Origin of the sequence: Pseudomonas sp. IT-P294, from assembly GCF_949767865.1 — a bacterium.
Taxonomy (GTDB): domain Bacteria; phylum Pseudomonadota; class Gammaproteobacteria; order Pseudomonadales; family Pseudomonadaceae; genus Aquipseudomonas.
The window spans coordinates 239,823-258,286 of record NZ_CATKQW010000058.1 but is presented as its reverse complement, the minus strand read 5'-3'; the positions used below and the strand labels follow the sequence as shown (position 1 = coordinate 258,286).

Sequence of the window (18,464 nt, the reverse complement as noted above, 5' to 3'; positions counted from 1 at the left end):
GATCAGGCTTTGGCTTTGAAGGCTTCGATCTGACCGAAACCGGTGGACGAAGTCTTGCTTTCGGTGGTGGTGCAGGTGCCTTTAGGGACCAGTTTCCAGGCGTTGCTCTGGAAGTCGGTTTTCGACGTACCGGCGCACGTGGTGCCGGCACCGGCGGCGCAATCGTTATGACCTTTCATGGCCACGCCGAAGCACTTTTCCATGTTGCTGTCGGCAGCCTGGACGGTGGAAACGGCGGCCATGCTCAGCGCGGAACCGAGGGCCAGAACGAGGGCGGTAGCGGACAGGGTGCGGGTGGTAGTAGTCATGATGTTTCTCCGATAGTGAGTTTGGGTTGGCAAGCGTTTGTGCTTGCTTGTCTCACTAGAGGAAGGTCATCGCGATGCGTTACAGCCCAATGCAAACTTTTTAAAAAAAACTCAAAGCACCCATGTCCCTGTGGGAGCGAGCTTGCTCGCGATAGCGGTGGGTCATCCAACATTTCTGGTGAATGTGATAAGCATCGCGAGCAAGCTCGCTCCCACAGGACTTCATCGTTAGAGGGTTTGTATCAGGCACAAAAAAACGGCCCGAAGGCCGTTTTCTGTTTACCGCAAAGACTCAACCACCCAAGTACGCTTCACGCACTTTCGGATCCGTCAGCAGCGCTTCCCCGGTGCCGGTCATCACTACCCGGCCGTTCTCCAGAACGTAGGCGCGGTCAGCGATTTTTAGTGCCTGGTTGGCGTTCTGCTCCACCAGGAACACGGTCACGCCATCCTTGCGCAGCTGTTCGATGATGTCGAAGATCTGCTGGATGATGATCGGTGCCAGACCCAACGATGGCTCGTCGAGCAGCAGCAGTTTGGGTTTGCTCATCAGCGCACGGCCGATGGCGAGCATTTGCTGTTCGCCGCCGGACATGGTGCCGCCGCGTTGGGCGAAGCGCTCTTTCAGGCGTGGGAAAAGTCCGAGAACCTTGTCCATCTGTTCCTGATAATCGCCCTTGTCGGTGAAGAATCCGCCCATGGCGAGGTTCTCTTCCACGGTCAGACGGGCGAATACCCGACGACCTTCCGGCACGACCGCGATGCTCTTACGCATGATCTGCGACGAGTCCTGGCCAACGAGTTCCTCACCCATGTAGCGGATGCTGCCGCTGTGGGCTTGCGGCGAACCGCAGAGCGTCATCAGCAGGGTCGATTTGCCGGCACCGTTGGCGCCGATCAGCGTCACGATCTCGCCCTGGCGGACTTCGACGTTGACGCTGTGCAGCGCCTGGATCTTGCCGTAGAAGGTGGAAACGTTTTCGAATTGCAGCATTTACGCTTCCCCCAGGTAGGCTTTGATCACTTCAGGATTGTCGCGGATCTGTTCCGGCGTGCCGTCGGCCAGAGGCGTGCCCTGGTTGATCACAACGATGTGGTCGGAAATGCTCATGACCAGTTTCATGTCGTGTTCGATCAACAGCACGGTGACGTTGTGCTCTTCACGCAGCACGCTGATCAGCGCCTTGAGGTCTTCGGTTTCCTTCGGGTTCAGGCCGGCAGCCGGTTCGTCGAGCATGAGGATGCGCGGGCGCGTCATCATGCAGCGAGCGATTTCCAGGCGGCGCTGCTGACCGTAGGCCAGGGTGCCGGCCGGACGGTTGGCGAAGCCCTTGAGGTTGACCTTCTCCAGCCAGTACTCGGCGAACTCCATGGCTTCGCGTTCGCTCTTGCGAAAGCCCGGGGTCTTGAACAGGCCCGCCAGGAAGTTGGTGTTCAGGTGACGGTGCTGGGCGATCAAGAGGTTCTCGACCGCCGTCATGTCCTTGAACAGCCGCACGTTCTGGAAGGTGCGCACCACGCCTTTGAGGGCGATCTTGTGGCCGGGCAGGCCTTCGATCGGCTCACCGTCCAGCAGGATGCTGCCGCCGCTCGGTTTGTAGAAACCGGTCAGGCAGTTGAACACGGTGGTCTTGCCGGCGCCGTTGGGGCCGATCAATGCCACGACCTGTTTTTCCTTCACGCTCAGGGCTACGCCGTTGACCGCGAGCAAGCCGCCGAAGCGCATGCTCAGATTCTCTACTTTCAGGATCTCGCGGCTCATTTGCGCAGCTCCATGTGAGGACGTTGCATGGGCAGCAGACCTTGAGGACGCCAGATCATCATCAGCACCATCAAGGCGCCGAACATCAACATGCGGTATTCACTGAACTCACGCATCATTTCCGGCAACAGGATCATCACCGTGGCGGCGAGCACGACGCCCAGCTGCGAGCCCATGCCACCGAGTACCACGATGGCGAGGATGGTCGCCGATTCGATGAAGGTGAAGGACTCCGGTGTCACCAGGCCCTGACGCGCGGCGAAGAAGCTGCCGGCGAAACCGGCGAAGCACGCACCGAGGGTAAAGGCCGACAGCTTGATGACCGTTGGGTTGAGACCCAGTGCACGGCAGGCGATCTCGTCTTCACGCAGCGCTTCCCAGGCACGGCCCAACGGCATGCGCAGCAAGCGGTTGATGACGAACAGGGCGAACAGCGACAACAGCACAGCGATCAGGTAAAGGAAAATCACCTTGTTCACCGGGTTGTAGGTCAGGCCGAAGTACTCGTGGAAAGTCTGCATACCTTCCGCGGCGGTTTTATCGAAGGTCAGTCCGAAGAGTGTTGGCTTGGGAATGTTGCTGATGCCGTTCGGGCCGCCCGTGAGGTCGGTCAGGTTACGCAGAAACAGGCGGATGATTTCACCGAAGCCCAACGTCACGATCGCCAGATAGTCACCGCGTAGACGCAGTACCGGGAAACCGAGCAGGAAGCCGAAGGTGGCCGCCATCAGACCGGCAACCGGCAAGCAGATCCAGAAGCTCAGACCGTAGTAGTGCGACAGCAGCGCGTAGCTGTAGGCGCCGACGGCGTAGAAGCCGACATAACCGAGGTCGAGCAGGCCGGCCAGGCCGACCACGATGTTCAGGCCCAGGCCGAGCATCACGTAGATCAGCACCAGCGTTGCGATGTCCACCGCGCCGCGCGAGCCGAAGAACGGCCAGACCAAAGCACCGATGATCAACGCAATGATGATCCAGCGTTGGGTGGTCGGCAGGGTCAGGAAGTTACTGGCCTTGGCCGGCATCACCGGCATGTTGGGCGAGGACTTCCAGGCCGAGCTGATCTGCTGGTCGAACAGCACCCGCAGGAACATCAGCACCGAGCACACGGCGATGGTGATCAACGTACCTGTACTGGTGCCATGGACTTCGAGGTTGATACCGACAATGGTCAGTTTCAGACCGAGTACCGGGTAGGCCACGGCCCACACCAGCAAGGCGCTGAACAACGCCTGTTTAAGATTCCTAGTCATACTTTCTCAACCTCCGGACGGCCCAGCAGGCCGGTTGGCCGGAACAACAACACCAGAACCAATAGGCCGAACGCCACGACGTCCTTGTATTGGTCGCCGAAGATATCGGCACCAAAGGCTTCCGCCACCCCGAGCACGATCCCGCCGAGCATGGCGCCGGGAATGCTGCCGATGCCGCCCAATACCGCGGCGGTGAAGGCCTTGAGGCCGACGAGGAAACCGGCGTTCGGGTTGATCACGCCGTATTGCATGCTCAGCAGCACGGCCGCGATGGCCGCCAGGGCGGCACCAATGACGAAGGTCAGGGCGATGATGTTGTTGGTGTTGATACCCAGCAGGTTGGCCATCTTGATGTCTTCGGCGCAGGCACGGCAGGCGCGACCCAGGCGAGAGCGGGAGATGAACAGCGTGAGGCCGAGCATGGCGACCAGGGTCACCACGAACACCACGATTTGCATGTAGGAAATCAGCACTTCATGTGCGCCACCTGGCCCGATGGCGAAGTTGCCGGGGATCAGGTTGGGGATGGATTTGTCCTTGGAGTCTTGCGCCAGCAGAACCGTGTTCTGCAGGAAGATCGACATACCGATGGCGGAAATCAGCGGGATCAGACGGTTGCTGCCGCGCAGAGGGCGGTAGGCAATTCGCTCGATGCTGTAGCCGTAGGCACTGGTCACGACGATAGTCGCGAGGAAAGCGGCGGTCATCAACAGCGGAACACTGTCGAGTCCCATCATGGACAGGCCCGCGATGGCGATGAACGCCACGTAGGAACCGATCATGTACACCTCGCCGTGGGCGAAGTTGATCATTCCAATGATGCCGTAAACCATCGTATAGCCGATGGCGATCAGGGCATACGTGCTGCCAATGGTCAGGCCATTAACCAGCTGTTGGAAGAAGTGATAGATGTCAGGCATTACAGCGCTCCTAAAAACCTGATACGCATTTCACTGGTGGAGTCATTTTCCCGCTCGAGCCCCGTGGATCTGCATCCACTTCGAACGCGAGGTTTGCCAGCGAACCGCTGATGACGGTTTTGAGATTTTCAGGTGGGGAGACTGGCGGATCACGCCAGCGCGGCCCAATACGTTCGTAAAACAAAGCCCACGGCACGCCGTGGGCTTTGTTGGCAGTCAGTTAGGCAAGGCCTTACTGAGGCGAAGCTTCAGTTTTTGGTTTGCCGAAGTGCCACTCGTAAACCACAAATTTGAAGTCTTTCAGGTCGCCCTTGGCGTCGAAGCTCAGGTCGCCAGTCGGGGTCTTGAAGGTGCCTGCGTGGATGGCAGCAGCCACTTTCGCAGGGTCTTCGCTCTTGGCGGCAGTGATACCACCGGCGATGACTTCAACAGCCGAGTAGGCCGGGAACACGAACGGACCGCTTGGGTCTTCTTTCTTCGCTTTGAACGCGTCAGCCAGTGCAACGTTGGCCGGATCCTGGTCGAAAGATTTCGGCAGGGTTACCAGCAGGCCTTCGGAAGCGTCTTTGGCGATCTGCGAAATGGAGTCGTTACCCACGCCTTCCGGACCCATGAACTTGGCTTTCAGGCCTTTTTCCTGTGCTTGACGCAGGATCAGACCCAGCTCTGGGTGGTAGCCGCCGTAGTAGACGAAGTCAACGTTGGCTTGCTTGAGCTTGGAGATCATCGAGGAGAAGTCTTTGTCGCCGGCGTTGATGCCTTCGAACACGGCAACCTTGACGCCTTTGCCTTCCAGGGTCTTCTTCACGGCGGTGGCGATGCCTTCACCGTATTGCTGTTTGTCGTGCAGTACAGCAACGATTTTCGGTTTTACGTGATCGGCAATGTAGTTACCGGCGGCAGGGCCTTGGGCGCTGTCCAGACCGATGGTGCGGAACACCATTTTGTAACCACGGTTGGTGATGTCCGGGCTGGTGGCAGCCGGAGTGATCATGATCACGCCTTCGTCTTCGTAGATGTCAGAAGCCGGTTGGGTGGAGCTGGAGCACAGGTGACCGACCACGAACTTGACGCCGTCGTTGACGACTTTGTTCGCGACCGCTACCGCTTGTTTCGGATCACAGGCGTCATCGTATTCAACGGCTTCGAGTTTCTTGCCGTCTACGCCGCCTTTGGCGTTGATCTGTTCGATGGCCATTTTGGCGCCACTGAACTGCATGTCGCCGTATTGGGCTACAGGACCGGTTTTAGGGCCGGCGATGCCGATCTTGATGGTGTCAGCTGCGAACGAATGGCTGGCAACCCCGGCCAGAACCATAGCGGCAAACAGTTTGGAAATCTGCTTAGTAGCCTTAGTCATAGTGCTCCACTCTTACTGTTGTAGTTTTTATAGTCCTGGCGCCGTAGCAGCAGAACCGGGTCAGATATCTTCGATATCCTCCGGAAAATGCCCCCGGCAACTGTACCGGTACAGTGTAGAGCGCCAATTGTTAGCCTGGGAAGCTGGCGCCAGGGGGCAAAACCTGAGGGTGTCGCTTTATTGAAAGAAAAAGACAGAATTGCGGCGGGATGTTAGCTGGCTAATTGCTTGATTCAGCGGCATTCCCTGGCACTCCTGGTCTTTTCAATCGGTGACTCAATTGCATCCGGGTTTTTCTGGCGGACCACCGACGTTATCATTCGCGTCGATTTCTTTTCCGGACAGGACCCATGACTCAAGAACCTAGCACCCTCTATGCCAAGCTGCTTGGTGAAACCGCATCTATTACCTGGAAAGAGTTGGAGCCGTTCTTTGCCAAGGGTGCCCTATTGTGGGTCGACCCAGGTCTGGATTTGATCGCCGCAGCTGAGGCGGTGGCGACGGACGAAGGCGAGAAAGTGGCTGCCTGGCTGGCCGCCGACAAAGTCGCCAAGCTGTCTGAAACGCGGGCGCTGGATCTTTTTGAGCGTGACCCCGAGCTGTGGGCCGTGGTCGTCTCGCCGTGGATTTTGATCCAGGAAAGGGCGACGAACTGAAGGCGTGCACTTTATTGGTGCGATGCTTGATCGCGCAAAAGTGTGTAGGCGAGTAGCGTGATGGCATGTTGCCGTAGAGAAAGGCCACAGAAGGGTCTTGGCGAGGGTGACGTAAACGTAACGGGAACAGTTTATTGAGCAGCCGTTGGGCTGCTTAATTGTTTCTGGATGTGATCGTTCCCACGCAGAGCGTGGGAACGATCGAATCAGACCGAAAACGTCTTGCCAGTATGGTTATTCAGAGAAATAACCTTGGTCTTGCCAATCCGGTGACGGTAGATCTCACGCAGGTACTTGATCGCCTTCTTCACGCAATCGCGCGACAGGCGGATGTCGTTGATCGAGACAAACTTGTCCTTGTCATTGATCAGCTCGCGGTACTTCTTCTCGTACATCGGTTTGATCGCGTACCAGTTGGTGTCGAGGATCTTCGCCGGGTTTTCGAATTCATTGAGCAACTCGTCGATCCGGTCCTCATCGAATTCTTCATTGATGATGAAGTCCAGGATCGAGTTATCCAGCGTTTCATCAAAGCGGTACGGGGTTTTCGCGAAGCAACGCTTGATGAACGCCACGATCAGGGTCAGGAAGTCATCCGACAGGCATGGGCTCTTGGCGATCAACGTGGTCAGCGACAGGTTGGCCGAGGCGCCGATCACCAGCGCGTAGCGCTTGAGCGTAGTGTTCGGGAACAGGCTGTTGAGGTGGGTCTTCAACCGGTTCAGGTCCATGTAGGACAGCTTGTAGTCTTTCGGTAGCGAAACGATCGACACCACCGACGAGCAGTTCTTGAAGAAGTGCAGGTCGTGCAACGCGGCCGCGTCGTAACCGGAATTCTTGTACTGCTCCAGGGACGCACGATAACGCTTGGACTCGATCGGCAGCAGGCTGATGCCTTCGATTGCTTGCGTCACTTTGTTGAAGTGCGGCAAGTCGATGGAGCGGAAGAACAGATCATCGATGTTCAGGCGCTGTGGCTCTTTCTCGAATACCTTGAATTTGTCGCTGCTCGGCGGCGGGCTTTCCGGTACCACCGATTCGGCATAGGCAATCGCCACCGGGCCGGCCAGACTCATGAACAGATCGTTGGCGTCGAGGCGAATGGTTTCGCCGATGTCGATGCCGGCACGACGGAAATAGTTCTGGTCGTAGTCAGTCGTGACCGCCTGCGCCGTCAGAATGTTGAAGATCTGCTGCGAGATGTATTGGTTGGCGTGCTTTTCCATCGCGTTGACGTCGATGTTCTGAATGTTGCCGTCATCGCTTTCTTCGGCGTAGCGCATGATGTCGTTGGAGATCAGCATCATCGCGTTCCATGGGCGGATACGGCCCATGACGCTGGCTTCGCTGCTGTCTTCATTGGCGAAGTTGTAGGAGAAGTCCCACTCTTCCGACAGGTATTTACACAGCAGGCGACCGGCGTTGATGTGCAGCGCCTCGGACATTTCGCTGCGGTGATCGGAAATGTTCGGCAGCACGCAGATGCCGCTGGTGAAGATCGGCTCGAAGACGAACGAATGACCGCTCTTGCCGTCGTGCTCGTCCATCGGCTTGGTGTCGAACGTCTTGTTCATGTACGAGTGCTGCTGGGCCAGGCCGAACTCCGAGGCCATGCCCGAACCGGTACCGCCGCCGGCACTGAAGATCGAGAAATACAGGCGCGACTGGTTGGCCTTGATGCCGCAGCTGTCGATCAGGTACGAGTGAATCATTTTCCAGTCGGGGCTGGAGAAACGCTGGGTGTCCTTGTTCAGGATAATCTTGGCCAGGTACTGACCGAGGATCGGCGCGTTACCGGCGCCGCCGGCGTGGACTTCCGACAAGTCCATGATTTTCATTTTGCTGTAGTCGCGCAGGAAGCCGCTTTTTTCGCCCTTGCGCGAGAAACGGATGCGACCAGCGATGTCTTTGTCCAGGTCGCCGAGCATTACCAGAGGCTCGACCAGGAACACCGGCTTGGTGGCCTTGTTCGGCCCCAGGCGCAAGTTGTTGCGGATCCACTGCGCCGGGCTGTAACCCTTTTCCGCGTAGCGTTTGTCCGCCGAAGGACGGTCTTCGTTGTTGAATTCGTTGAGGTAGAACTTGCGGGCGTTGTACACCAGCTCCGCGACATCCAGCGCAATGTTGGAGCCGCAACGGCCCAGGCCGATCAGGCACACCGAAGGGAATTCCTGATCGCTATGCTGTTCGCTGTCGCCATCCAGATGTGGAGGGCGCGGGAACACCATGTCGCGCAGCCCGTCGAGGTTGTCGAGGATGCGGTCAGTGTTGGTTTCGGTGAAATACAGGTATTGCTGACTGGCCAGCGGGCGTGATGCAACCAATGGCTTCGACGATGAGGGGCTGTTTGCCGCGGGACTCAGTGTCAGATCGGAAACCGCAGTGGCCGGATTATTTTTAGAAGTCATTGGGCGCCATGTACCTGGGCTGATGGGCCCGGCAACACGCTGTCGCCGAACCTTCACGGAATAGTTACTCGCGACTTTTTCAGCGCGTATTTCGCCCAAGCGTCATGGCCGAAGCCTGAGCATCGCTCGGGGGGAATCCTTTCCTTAGTCATGATGAATCGGCCAGTATTCAACGATCTTTAATCAAAAGGAGGCTAAATGATGTCAACGCAACCTTCGTTGGGGTTCGCCGGAATCGGCCTGATGGGATTGCCCATGTGCCGACGTCTGTTGGCTGCGGGGTATCCGCTGACGGTGTGGAATCGCAATCCGGCCAAGTGCGCGCCCTTGGTCGAGGCCGGCGCCCGGCAAGTGGCGACAGCGGCCGAGCTGTGCCAACACGCTGATGTGGTGATGCTGTGCCTGGCGGACACGTCGGTGGTGCGCGAGGTGGTTTTCGGTCCCGGCGGCATCGCCAGTGGGGCGAAAAGCGGTCAACTGCTGGTGGATTTTTCCAGTCTGGAGCCCACCGCGACGCGGGAAATGGCCTCGGCGCTTGCCGACCAGTGCGGCATGAATTGGCTGGATGCGCCGGTGTCCGGCGGCGTGGTCGGTGCCGAGGCTGGCAGCCTGGCGATTATGGTCGGCGGCGCGGCAGCGGACCTTGAGCGGGTCAAGCCGATCCTGTTGAACCTCGGTCAACAGGTGACGCACATGGGCGGCGTCGGCGCCGGGCAGGTGACCAAGGCCTGCAACCAGATGATCGTCGCCTGCAACGCGCTGGTGATCGCCGAAGTGGTGGCATTGGCCGAGCGTTCCGGGGTCGACGCAGGTCTGATCGCCGAAGCCCTGGCCGGTGGTTTCGCCGATTCCAGACCCTTGCAGATCCTGGCCCCGCAAATGGCCGAGAGCCGTTTCGAGCCCGTGAAGTGGCATGTCCGCACGTTGCTCAAGGACCTCGACACCGCTGTGAAGTTTTCCCGCGAACAGGGCTCATCCACGCCGATCAGCGGATTGGCTGCACAACTGATGCGCCTGCATGGGGCGCAGGGTTTTTTGGAAAAAGATCCGTCGACGCTAGTGCAAATGTACCGCGCGCCAGGGTCAGAGGACTGACGGGGCAGGCGTGTTTGCGCTGATTGATTTCGTTCAGCACCGGATGCAATTCAGCCAGTGGCACCGGGCGGCTGAGCAGGTAGCCCTGAACGAAGTCGCAGCCCTGGCGTTCGAGAAAGTCATATTGCTCGAACGTTTCGACGCCCTCGGTGACCACCTGTAAATGCAGGGTATGGGCCATGGCAATAATGGCCTGGACGATTTCCATGTCCTGGGTCGCCCTGGGAATGTCCTGGATGAACGAGCGGTCGATCTTGAGCGTGTTCAGCGGCAGGCGCTTGAGGTAGGCCAGCGATGAATAGCCGGTGCCGAAATCGTCAATCGACAGGGAGACCCCGAGAGCACGGATCTGGCGCAGCAGCGCCAGGGTGTCGGTGAGATTGCCCATCAATGCGTTCTCGGTGACCTCCAGTTCCAGCCGTTGCGGCGCGACCCCGCAGATGCGCAGCGCCTGTTCGATTTCATTGGCCAGGTCTTCGCGCGCAAGGTTCAGCGGTGAGCAGTTCACGGCAATCTTCAGTTCTTCACAGCCCTGACGCGACAGTTCGCCAAGGTCCTCGCAAGCCTGGCGCAGTACCCAGTTGTCCAGTTCGGCGATCAGGCCGTTGGCCTCGGCAATGGCAATAAATCGATCCGGCGCCAGCAGCCCGTGAACCGGGTGTTGCCAGCGAATCAGCGCCTCGAGCTTGGTCACCTGGCCGGTTTTCAGGTCATAGATGGGTTGGTAAAACAGCAGTAATCCGTCGTCGTTGCGCAGGGCGTGCCGCAGTTCTTCTTCGACTTGCAGTTCCAGCGTGGCTCGAGCCTTCATGTGCGGGCTGAAAAAATGCAGCCCGTTGCGCCCGTTGCCCTTGGATTGGTACAGCGCCAGATCGGCGTTTTTCAGCAGTTCTTCGCACGTCTTGCCGTCTTGCGGGAACAGGCTGATGCCGATGCTGGTGGTCATGACCATGTTGCGACCGGCCAGCTCGATAGGCTCTTTCATCTTCAACATGATGCGCTGGGCCATGTGCCGCGCCTCTTCGGGGTCATGCAGGCCGATGAGGATGCAAAATTCGTCACCGCCGAAACGCGCGACTACATCTTCGTGGCTGCGTACCGAGCTCTTGATGTGGCTGGCCAGGACCTTGAGCATCAGGTCGCCGGCGTCATGGCCAAGGCTGTCGTTGATCCGCTTGAAGTGATCGATGTCGAGAAACATCACCGCCAGCATCCCGCCTTCGTTGGTTTTTTCGCTCAGCTTTTCGGCGAAGAGCTGGTTGAAACCACGGCGATTGATCAGGTTGGTCAGTGCGTCGTAGTGCGCCACCTGTTGCAGCGACAGGCGCGCCTGATCGAGCTGACTGAGCAGGGCATTGACCCGTTGCAGGTCGCCTTCCTTGTGTTGAAGTTTCTTGTCGGCCATTGCGGCGCTGATGCTGCTGCCGATGATCAGCAACATCATGACCGCCACCGTCACGCCCAATTGCAGATGATTGTTTTCGTTGGGCAGCGGCTGGAGGCTGCCTTCGGGAAGCACCAGTTTGAGCGCCGCCATGCTGGTGAAATGCATGCTGACGATGCCGGCGCCGAGCACCAGGCTGGCGGTGTATTTGAGCAGTTGATGAACCACGCCGCAGCCCTCGCGCAGGTGCCTGGAAATCAGCAACGCGGCCAGGCTGGCGCCGATGGCGATCACGATGGAGAGGGCGAATAACGTCGGGTCGTAATAGGCCGTCGCCGCCGAGCGCATCGCGGCCATGCCCACGTATTGCATGGTTGCGATGCCAAGGCCGATCCACACCGCCGCCCGCACGTGTTGCCAGACACTCAGATGAGCATGGCTGAGGGTTTGCATCGCCAGCCACGAGGCGCTCAGTGCAAACAGCAACGAAATCAGGGTGACGGGGAGCTGGTAGTGGATTTCGATCGGCGCCTGGAACGCCAGCATGCTGATGAAATGCATGGCCCAGATGCCGCCCGCCAGGCACCCGGCACCGACCCAGCGCCAGATGCGTTGGGAGGTGGACTTTTCGGTATGACCGATCCGTTCGGTGATGCCCAGGGTGGCAAATCCGGCCGCGCACGCAACCACGTAGGCCAGCAACACCAGGAGTGGGTTATGTGTGCAATTGAGAATGACCTGACCGCTTTCTGGCAGCTGGGTAGTGAAATACACATCAGGCCACTGCATCCGTTCGCCCCGTATTGATCAGCCTGCCGACACCATGAACGTTGGTTGGTTCGTTGGAGTATAGAGGCCATACAAGGAGTGCAAGCGGTAGTGGCACATTGATGCCGATGATTTTGGAATGAGCTTTATTGCTGTCAGTACTAAGCCTCAGGCGATCTGCTCGTAAGGCACCGGAAATTCAGGCTGCAGGGCGGGCAACCCGAACGCAGCCCGCGCCGCGTCACAGTCTACGTTCGCTTCGCCATTGGCCCAGGAGGCATCGAACTCGCGGCAGGTGCTGGAACGCTGATCGTAAATCGAGCATTTCACGGTGCTGCCGACTTCCCCTGCCAGGGCGACGCAGCGCGTGGGTTTGCAGTCCGTGCCGAGCATCGCCACACGGCTGGGACTGATCGGCGCGACAAGGTCGTCAGGCACCGTTCCTCCGGACGAGGCGCATTCACCCCAGAAAAAGGACACGCGAAAATGGGAACAACAGGCACCACAATTCAGACACGGACTGGCTTCGGACATGGGCGATAGTCAAAGAGGGATAGGGGGAACGGTGGGGCAGCAAGGTCGCTATTCTAGGCTTCGCCTTGAGCTTGTGAAGGGGGGCGCAGAGGTATTTTGCAGCAACCGGTCGGGTAAGAAAAAACACCGCTCCCACAGCGGCTTGTGGTGGTTGGACGGGTTCGGTTGCCATGGGCTGATATCAGCCTTGCGAATAATGACAGACAGCTCAGGCGGGCCTGACTAGATTGAGGGCTCCGGGGACAGTGAAAGCCCCAACAACAATAAAAAGAGACGGACCCATGCAGAACTCGACCCAAGCGGCGAATGCCTGGCGCATTCTGTTCCTGCTGTTCCTCGCGAACCTGTTCAACTTCTTCGATCGCACCATTCCCGCCATCATCATCGAACCGATCCGCATGGAGTGGCACCTCAGCGACTTTCAGTTGGGGATCATCGGAACGGCATTCACCCTCGTTTATGCCATTGCCGGCCTGCCGCTGGGGCGGATGGCCGATACCGGTTCGCGCAGCAAATTGATGGGTTGGGGGCTGGCGGTCTGGAGCGGCCTGACGGCGGTCAACGGGCTGGTGGGCAATTTCTGGGCCTTCCTGATCGTGCGCATGGGCATCGGGATCGGCGAAGCCAGTTACGCACCGGCGGCCAATTCGCTGATCGGCGACCTGTTTCCGGCGCACCGCCGGGCACGGGCGATGGGCATTTTCATGCTCGGCCTGCCATTGGGTCTGCTGCTGGCGTTTTTTACCATTGGCGCGATGGTCAAGGCATTCGACAGCTGGCGTGCGCCGTTCTTCATCGCCGCAGTGCCGGGGCTGATCCTGGCGATCTTCATGTTCTTCATTAAAGAGCCTAAACGCGGTGCCGCGGAAAGCGTGCAGGTGTCCCAGGAACGTGTCGACCGGCCGATTCGTCGAGTGCTGGCGGTCCCGACTTTCCTGTGGCTGGTGTTGGCCGGGCTGTGCTTCAACTTTGCGACCTATGCCTGTAACTCGTTCCTGGTGCCGATGTTGCAGCGCTATTTCCTGATGCCGTTGCAGGAAGCGGCGGTGGCGACCGGCGTAATTGTCGGCGTGACCGGCTTGTTCGGCCTGACGCTCGGTGGCTGGGTGGCCGACAAGATTCACCAGCGGGTGGCCAATGGGCGACTGCTGTTTGCAGCATTCAGCCTGATCGTTTCGACCGTGTGCACCGCTTGGGCGCTGCATGCCGGGCGGATCGAGATCGGGGCGTTTGTGGCGGTGTTCAGCCTGGGCTGGCTGTTTGCCTACAACTTCTACACCTGCGTCTACACGGCGATTCAGGACGTGGTCGAACCCCGTTTGCGGGCCACGGCGATGGCGCTGTTCTTTGCTGGCTTGTACTTGCTGGGCGGTGGCTTGGGACCGGTGGTGGTGGGTGGCCTGTCCGACCACTTTGCGCATACCGCGATGTTCGCCGCCGGTGCCGAACAGATGACCGAGGCGTTCAAGGCCGTGGGCTTGCACGACGCGATGTACTTGATCCCGGTGGCGCTGTTTTTCACCATGGTGTTTCTGTTCTTGGCGTCGCGGTGTTTTGTCAGGGATGCCAAGCGGATGAAAGAAGGTTTGGTGGCGGTGGTTGAGCCTGTGGGTTCTGCGGTGACTGCTTAATCGCCATCACAGGAATTGATCGTTCCCACGCTCTGCGTGGGAATGCAGCCCGGGACGCTCTGCGTCCCTTTCGAGAGCTGGAACGCGGAGCGTCCCTTGAGGCATTCCCACGCAGAGCGTGGGAACGATCATCAAGCAGACAAAAAAAAGGCCCGCATCGCTGCGGGCCTTCTTTTTAACGGTGGAGCAGGGGGCTTAACCCGCCACTAACACCCGGATCGCTTCCAGTCGCAGCGCCGCCTTGTCGAGCATGGCCAGCCCTTGCTCGCGCTGTTTGCGCAGGGCGACCAGTTCACTGTCGCGCACAGTCGGGTTGACCGCTTGCAACGCGGTCAGGCGCGCCAGTTCTTCGTCGGTATCGGCTGCCAGGCGACGTTGCGCTTCGGCAACCCGCTCGGCGTGACGCGGGAAGATTTTCTCTTCGCCGGCGTTGATCCGCGGCGTCAGCTGATCGCGCTGGGCCTGAATGAACTTGTTGGCGCTGGCACGCGGCACGCTTTCCAGTTGATCGTTCAAGGTCTCGAACGACACCCGGGCCGACAGGTCGTTGCCATTGGCATCCAGCAAGCAGCGCAGGGCCGCCGGCGGCAGGTAACGGCCCAGTTGCAGCGAGCGCGGCGCAACCACTTCGCTGACGTAGAGCAGTTCCAGCAACACGGTGCCGGGTTTCAGCGCCTTGTTTTTGATCAGCGCCACGGCGGTGTTGCCCATGGAACCGGACAACACCAGGTCCATGCCACCCTGCACCATCGGGTGTTCCCAGGTGATGAACTGCATGTCTTCGCGAGACAGCGCCTGGTTGCGGTCGTAGGTGATAGTCACGCCTTCGTCGTCGCCCAGCGGGAAGCTGGCGTCGAGCATTTTTTCGCTCGGCTTGAGGATCAGCGCGTTTTCCGAGTGGTCTTCGCTGTCGATACCGAAGGCATCGAACAGGGTTTCCATGTAGATCGGCAGGGTGAACTGGTCGTCTTGCTCGAGGATGTCCTCGACCAGCGCGTCACCTTCGCCCGCGCCGCCGGAGTTGAGTTCCAGCAGGCGGTCACGGCCGGTGTGCAGTTCGGCTTCCAGACGCTCACGCTCGCCGCGGGCTTCGTCGATCAGCGCTTGCCACTCGCCGTCGTCGGCGTTTTCCAGCAGCGGCAGCAGGCGCGGGCCGAACTGATGCTGCAAGGCGTTGCCGGTCGGGCAGGTGTTGAGGAAAGCGTTCAGCGCTTCGTGATACCACTGGAACAGGCGCTCTTGCGGGCTAGTTTCCAGGTACGGCACGTGCAGTTCGATGATGTGCTTCTGGCCGATCCGGTCCAGACGCCCGATACGCTGCTCCAGCAGATCCGGGTGGGACGGCAGATCGAACAGCACCAGGTGGTGCGAGAACTGGAAGTTGCGACCTTCACTGCCAATTTCCGAGCAGATCAGTACTTGCGCGCCAAATTCTTCATCGGCGAAGTAGGCGGCGGCGCGGTCACGCTCGAGGATGTTCATGCCTTCGTGGAACACTGTCGCCGGAATACCGGAACGCACGCGCAGGGCGTCTTCCAGGTCCATGGCGGTTTCGGCGTGGGCGCAGATCACCAGCACTTTGGTGCGTTTGAGCATTTTCAGCGTATCGATCAGCCACTCGACACGCGGGTCGAATTTCCACCAGCGTTCTTCTTCGTTGGCGTCCGGCTGGGCCTGGAAGCTGACTTCCGGGTACAACTCGGCGTGATCGCCCAACGGCAGTTCGAGGTATTCGTCCGGGCATGGCAGCGGGTACGGGTGCAGCTTGCGCTCCGGGAAACCCTGCACGGCGGCGCGAGTGTTGCGAAACAGCACGCGGCCAGTGCCGTGGCGGTCCAGCAATTCGCGGACCAGGCGGGCGCTGGCTTCGGTGTCGCCATCGTTCACCGCGGTCAGCAAGGCTTCGCCTTCGTTGCCGAGGAAACCGTGAATGGTCTTGTGCGCTTCAGGCGACAGGCGCCCCTTGTCCAGCAGCTCCTGAACGGCCTCGGCCACGGGGCGATAGTTTTCGCTCTCGGCGCGGAAGGCGTGCAGGTCATGGAAGCGGTTCGGGTCAAGCAGGCGCAGACGGGCGAAGTGGCTGTCCTGGCCCAGTTGTTCCGGGGTCGCGGTCAGCAGCAGCACGCCGGGAATGACTTCGGCCAGTTGCTCGACCAACGAATATTCAGGGCTGGCCTTGTCTTCGTGCCACACCAGGTGGTGCGCTTCGTCGACGACCATCAGGTCCCAACCGGCGGCAAACAGTGCGTCCTGGGCTTTCTCGTCTTCTACCAGCCACTCCAGAGCCACCAGCGCGAGCTGCGTGTCTTCGAACGGGTTGGCGGCATCGCTTTCGATGAAGCGTTCTTCGTCGAACAGCGCGACTTGCAGGTTGAAACGGCGGCGCATCTCGACCAGCCACTGGTGCTGCAGGTTCTCAGGAACCAGGATCAGCACGCGGTTGGCGCGGCCCGAGAGCAGTTGGCGATGGATCACCAGACCGGCTTCGATGGTTTTACCCAAGCCCACTTCGTCGGCCAGCAATACCCGTGGAGCAATGCGGTCGGCGACTTCACGGGCGATGTGCAGCTGGTGCGCGATCGGTTGCGCACGCACGCCACCCAGTCCCCACAGCGAGGACTGCAATTGGCGGCTGGTGTGTTCCAGGGTGTGATAACGCAGGGAGAACCAGGCCAGCGGGTCGATCTGCCCGGCGAACAGGCGGTCGCTGGCCAGACGGAACTGAATGAAGTTCGACAGTTGGGTTTCCGGCAGGGTAACCACTTCGTTTTGCGCATTGAGGCCGTGGTAGACCAGCAGGCCGTCGACGTCGTCGACTTCCTGGACCGTCAGTTTCCAGCCTTCGAAGTGAGTGATCGAATCGCCCGGCGAAAATCGCACTCGGGTGAGGGGCGCATTCCGTAGCGCGTACTGGCGAGTGTCGCCAGTGGCCGGATAGAGCACGGTCAACAAGCGGCCGTCCTGTGCCAGAACGGTGCCTAAACCCAGCTCGGCTTCGCTGTCACTGATCCAGCGTTGCCCCGGTTGATACTGCTGCGCCATGCTGCCTGACTCCCACCTTGAAAAAGCGGGCTATCTTAACGGAATGAGGGCTTCAGGGCCAAAGGACTCTCATAAATACTCGCAGACTTACGTTAGTCCAATGATGCAGCGTGTGCCGGTTCGGGCACCAATCCGTGCCAAACCGGTCACACTTTGCGACCGATGGCTCAAGTCGCCATCCGCTCAGCCGACAGCCTGCTGACAGGAGACTACTAATTATGCTGCCACCGATGCTCCCCTTGAGTGCCGTGCCGATCACCTCACAGCACGACCCTATCCGTCAGCGCCCGGATATTCCGCCTGTCGTGCCGGTGCAGGAAAGCTCCAACGAAAGCACGATCGACCTGCAACAGCGCGATCCCGAAGAGGCGGCTTTTCAGCTGCGCGAGGAGCAGCGCCGCAAACTTGAGCGCGACCGGCGACGTCGTGAGGCTGACGAGGATCCGCAGGAGCATCTGGCGGTTCCCGGTGATGAGCTCAATGCCGACAATACTGTGCCGGTGGCGCCGTTGATGGAAGATCAGCCGCGTCAGGGGTTGTGGGTCGATATTCAGATTTGAGGTTGCGGCTGGTCAGCGCTGGCGCCAGGCGGCATTATTGCGACAAACCTGCCGAACGATGTATTGAGCACCATGAGCCAAGATGACAAGTTGATTGATCTTAATTCTGAACGCGCTAAGCGGGTTCATGACCTTAATGAAAAGCGTCTGAATGAAGTGCGTCAGGCGTTTGAGCAGGCGATGCCGTTGGGCAAAGCCAAGAAAAAGCCGAAGAACAAACCGAAAAAGCGTTGAAGTACCCAGCGTCGGTTGATGCAGGTCAGTTATTTTCCCTTCTTTAAGCCCTGTCTTGGGCGACATTGATCCCGGTCAATTTTCTCTTCTGTCTGATTGGTTAACTTAGCCCTATCGCAACAGGGCAGGTGCAGGAGGGACGTCATGTTTTTCGATAACGTGGTGATCGCCGGAGTGCTGACAGTTGGCCTCATGGTTCTGTTTTTTGCAGGGTTTGGATTTTTTATCTGGAAGGATTCGCATAAGCGTAAGCCGTAGGTCTTTCTGGGTGTAATGAGCACGCAAGGCATTTTGGGCGACTTCGGTTGCCCTTTTTTTTTTGTTTGTAGTGGCGGCCTTTGGGCCGACCATGTTTTGGGTTGACCGGGGTGTATATCCGTTGCTGCGGTAACGGCGGCTGGCGGTTTCGCCCTTACGGCGAGGCACTTTTTTCAAACGCCAAAAAAGTACCCAAAAAGGCTTGCCCCGGCGTGCGGCCCCTCGCTTAGGCTCGGTGTTCCTTCGCTCCGGCATTCATCTGGGGGCATCGCCTCCGGTCGGCTTCGCTTC

General features: G+C 59.2%; 16 protein-coding genes. 6 read left to right on the top strand and 10 right to left on the bottom strand.

Features of this window, described 5'->3' with window-relative positions; translation table 11 throughout:
* Window positions 1-2 precede the first annotated feature (2 nt).
* The 6 genes from ACM6I0_RS30060 to ACM6I0_RS30035 form a co-directional block, all read right to left on the bottom strand.
* Window positions 3-308 carry a DUF2282 domain-containing protein gene (locus ACM6I0_RS30060; protein WP_285430207.1) on the bottom strand — a complete coding sequence of 102 codons (306 nt, stop codon included), beginning with the start codon at window positions 306-308 and terminating at the stop codon, window positions 3-5.
* 292 nt (window positions 309-600) lie between these two features.
* Window positions 601-1,302, bottom strand: a complete 702-nt coding sequence (locus tag ACM6I0_RS30055) for an ABC transporter ATP-binding protein (RefSeq protein WP_030128348.1) — start codon at window positions 1,300-1,302, stop codon at window positions 601-603.
* Complete coding sequence (gene livG / locus ACM6I0_RS30050) at window positions 1,303-2,070, bottom strand: high-affinity branched-chain amino acid ABC transporter ATP-binding protein LivG (RefSeq protein ID WP_090180937.1); 768 nt, start codon at window positions 2,068-2,070, stop codon at window positions 1,303-1,305.
* Complete coding sequence (locus ACM6I0_RS30045) at window positions 2,067-3,323, bottom strand: high-affinity branched-chain amino acid ABC transporter permease LivM (protein ID WP_285430204.1); 1,257 nt, start codon at window positions 3,321-3,323, stop codon at window positions 2,067-2,069. Before ACM6I0_RS30045 ends, livG begins: the two co-directional genes overlap by 4 nt.
* Window positions 3,320-4,243, bottom strand: coding sequence for a high-affinity branched-chain amino acid ABC transporter permease LivH (gene livH, locus ACM6I0_RS30040; protein ID WP_090180942.1), 924 nt, complete (start codon window positions 4,241-4,243; stop codon window positions 3,320-3,322). The genes ACM6I0_RS30045 and livH overlap by 4 nt, the downstream gene beginning before the upstream one ends.
* Window positions 4,244-4,475: 232 nt before the next feature.
* On the bottom strand, window positions 4,476-5,603 hold the full coding sequence (locus ACM6I0_RS30035; RefSeq protein WP_090180945.1) for a branched-chain amino acid ABC transporter substrate-binding protein: 1,128 nt from the start codon (window positions 5,601-5,603) through the stop codon (window positions 4,476-4,478).
* 350 nt (window positions 5,604-5,953) lie between these two features.
* Here ACM6I0_RS30035 and ACM6I0_RS30030 point away from each other — a divergent pair, with 350 nt between their 5' ends.
* Entirely contained in the window at window positions 5,954-6,259 is a 306-nt protein-coding gene (locus ACM6I0_RS30030) for a DUF2288 domain-containing protein (RefSeq protein WP_285430200.1), read from the top strand.
* Window positions 6,260-6,465: 206 nt separating this feature from the next.
* Here the strand turns inward: ACM6I0_RS30030 and ACM6I0_RS30025 are convergent, their stop codons facing one another.
* Entirely contained in the window at window positions 6,466-8,667 is a 2,202-nt protein-coding gene (locus ACM6I0_RS30025) for a hypothetical protein (RefSeq protein ID WP_222590063.1), read from the bottom strand.
* 198 nt (window positions 8,668-8,865) lie between these two features.
* On the opposite strand from ACM6I0_RS30025, the gene ACM6I0_RS30020 reads away from it, so the two are divergent.
* Window positions 8,866-9,762 (top strand): NAD(P)-dependent oxidoreductase, encoded by an 897-nt coding sequence (locus ACM6I0_RS30020; protein ID WP_414923964.1) that lies wholly within the window; start codon window positions 8,866-8,868, stop codon window positions 9,760-9,762.
* Here ACM6I0_RS30020 and ACM6I0_RS30015 read toward each other — a convergent pair.
* Both ACM6I0_RS30015 and ACM6I0_RS30010 read right to left on the bottom strand, forming a co-directional pair.
* Window positions 9,653-11,935, bottom strand: a complete 2,283-nt coding sequence (locus ACM6I0_RS30015; RefSeq protein ID WP_414923963.1) for a putative bifunctional diguanylate cyclase/phosphodiesterase — start codon at window positions 11,933-11,935, stop codon at window positions 9,653-9,655. The two genes, ACM6I0_RS30020 and ACM6I0_RS30015, sit on opposite strands and share 110 nt — an antisense overlap.
* A gap of 147 nt (window positions 11,936-12,082) precedes the next feature.
* On the bottom strand, window positions 12,083-12,448 hold the full coding sequence (locus ACM6I0_RS30010) for a YkgJ family cysteine cluster protein (protein WP_414923962.1): 366 nt from the start codon (window positions 12,446-12,448) through the stop codon (window positions 12,083-12,085).
* A 281-nt stretch (window positions 12,449-12,729) separates the two neighbouring features.
* On the opposite strand from ACM6I0_RS30010, the gene ACM6I0_RS30005 reads away from it, so the two are divergent.
* The gene (locus ACM6I0_RS30005; RefSeq protein WP_285430190.1) at window positions 12,730-14,079 is read left to right on the top strand and encodes a spinster family MFS transporter; all 1,350 of its coding nucleotides are present in this window, start codon (window positions 12,730-12,732) and stop codon (window positions 14,077-14,079) included.
* Between the two features lie 195 nt (window positions 14,080-14,274).
* Here ACM6I0_RS30005 and rapA read toward each other — a convergent pair whose 3' ends face one another.
* Window positions 14,275-17,121 carry an RNA polymerase-associated protein RapA gene (rapA, locus tag ACM6I0_RS30000; protein WP_285430188.1) on the bottom strand — a complete coding sequence of 949 codons (2,847 nt, stop codon included), beginning with the start codon at window positions 17,119-17,121 and terminating at the stop codon, window positions 14,275-14,277.
* A gap of 218 nt (window positions 17,122-17,339) precedes the next feature.
* On the opposite strand from rapA, the gene ACM6I0_RS29995 reads away from it, so the two are divergent.
* From ACM6I0_RS29995 to ccoM, 3 genes are all read left to right on the top strand, one after another.
* Window positions 17,340-17,681, top strand: coding sequence for an aspartate-semialdehyde dehydrogenase (locus tag ACM6I0_RS29995; protein WP_090180963.1), 342 nt, complete (start codon window positions 17,340-17,342; stop codon window positions 17,679-17,681).
* A 72-nt stretch (window positions 17,682-17,753) separates the two neighbouring features.
* Complete coding sequence (locus tag ACM6I0_RS29990; RefSeq protein WP_007935839.1) at window positions 17,754-17,915, top strand: hypothetical protein; 162 nt, start codon at window positions 17,754-17,756, stop codon at window positions 17,913-17,915.
* Between the two features lie 144 nt (window positions 17,916-18,059).
* Entirely contained in the window at window positions 18,060-18,173 is a 114-nt protein-coding gene (gene ccoM, locus ACM6I0_RS29985) for a cytochrome c oxidase subunit CcoM (protein WP_010462558.1), read from the top strand.
* Window positions 18,174-18,464 lie beyond the last annotated feature (291 nt).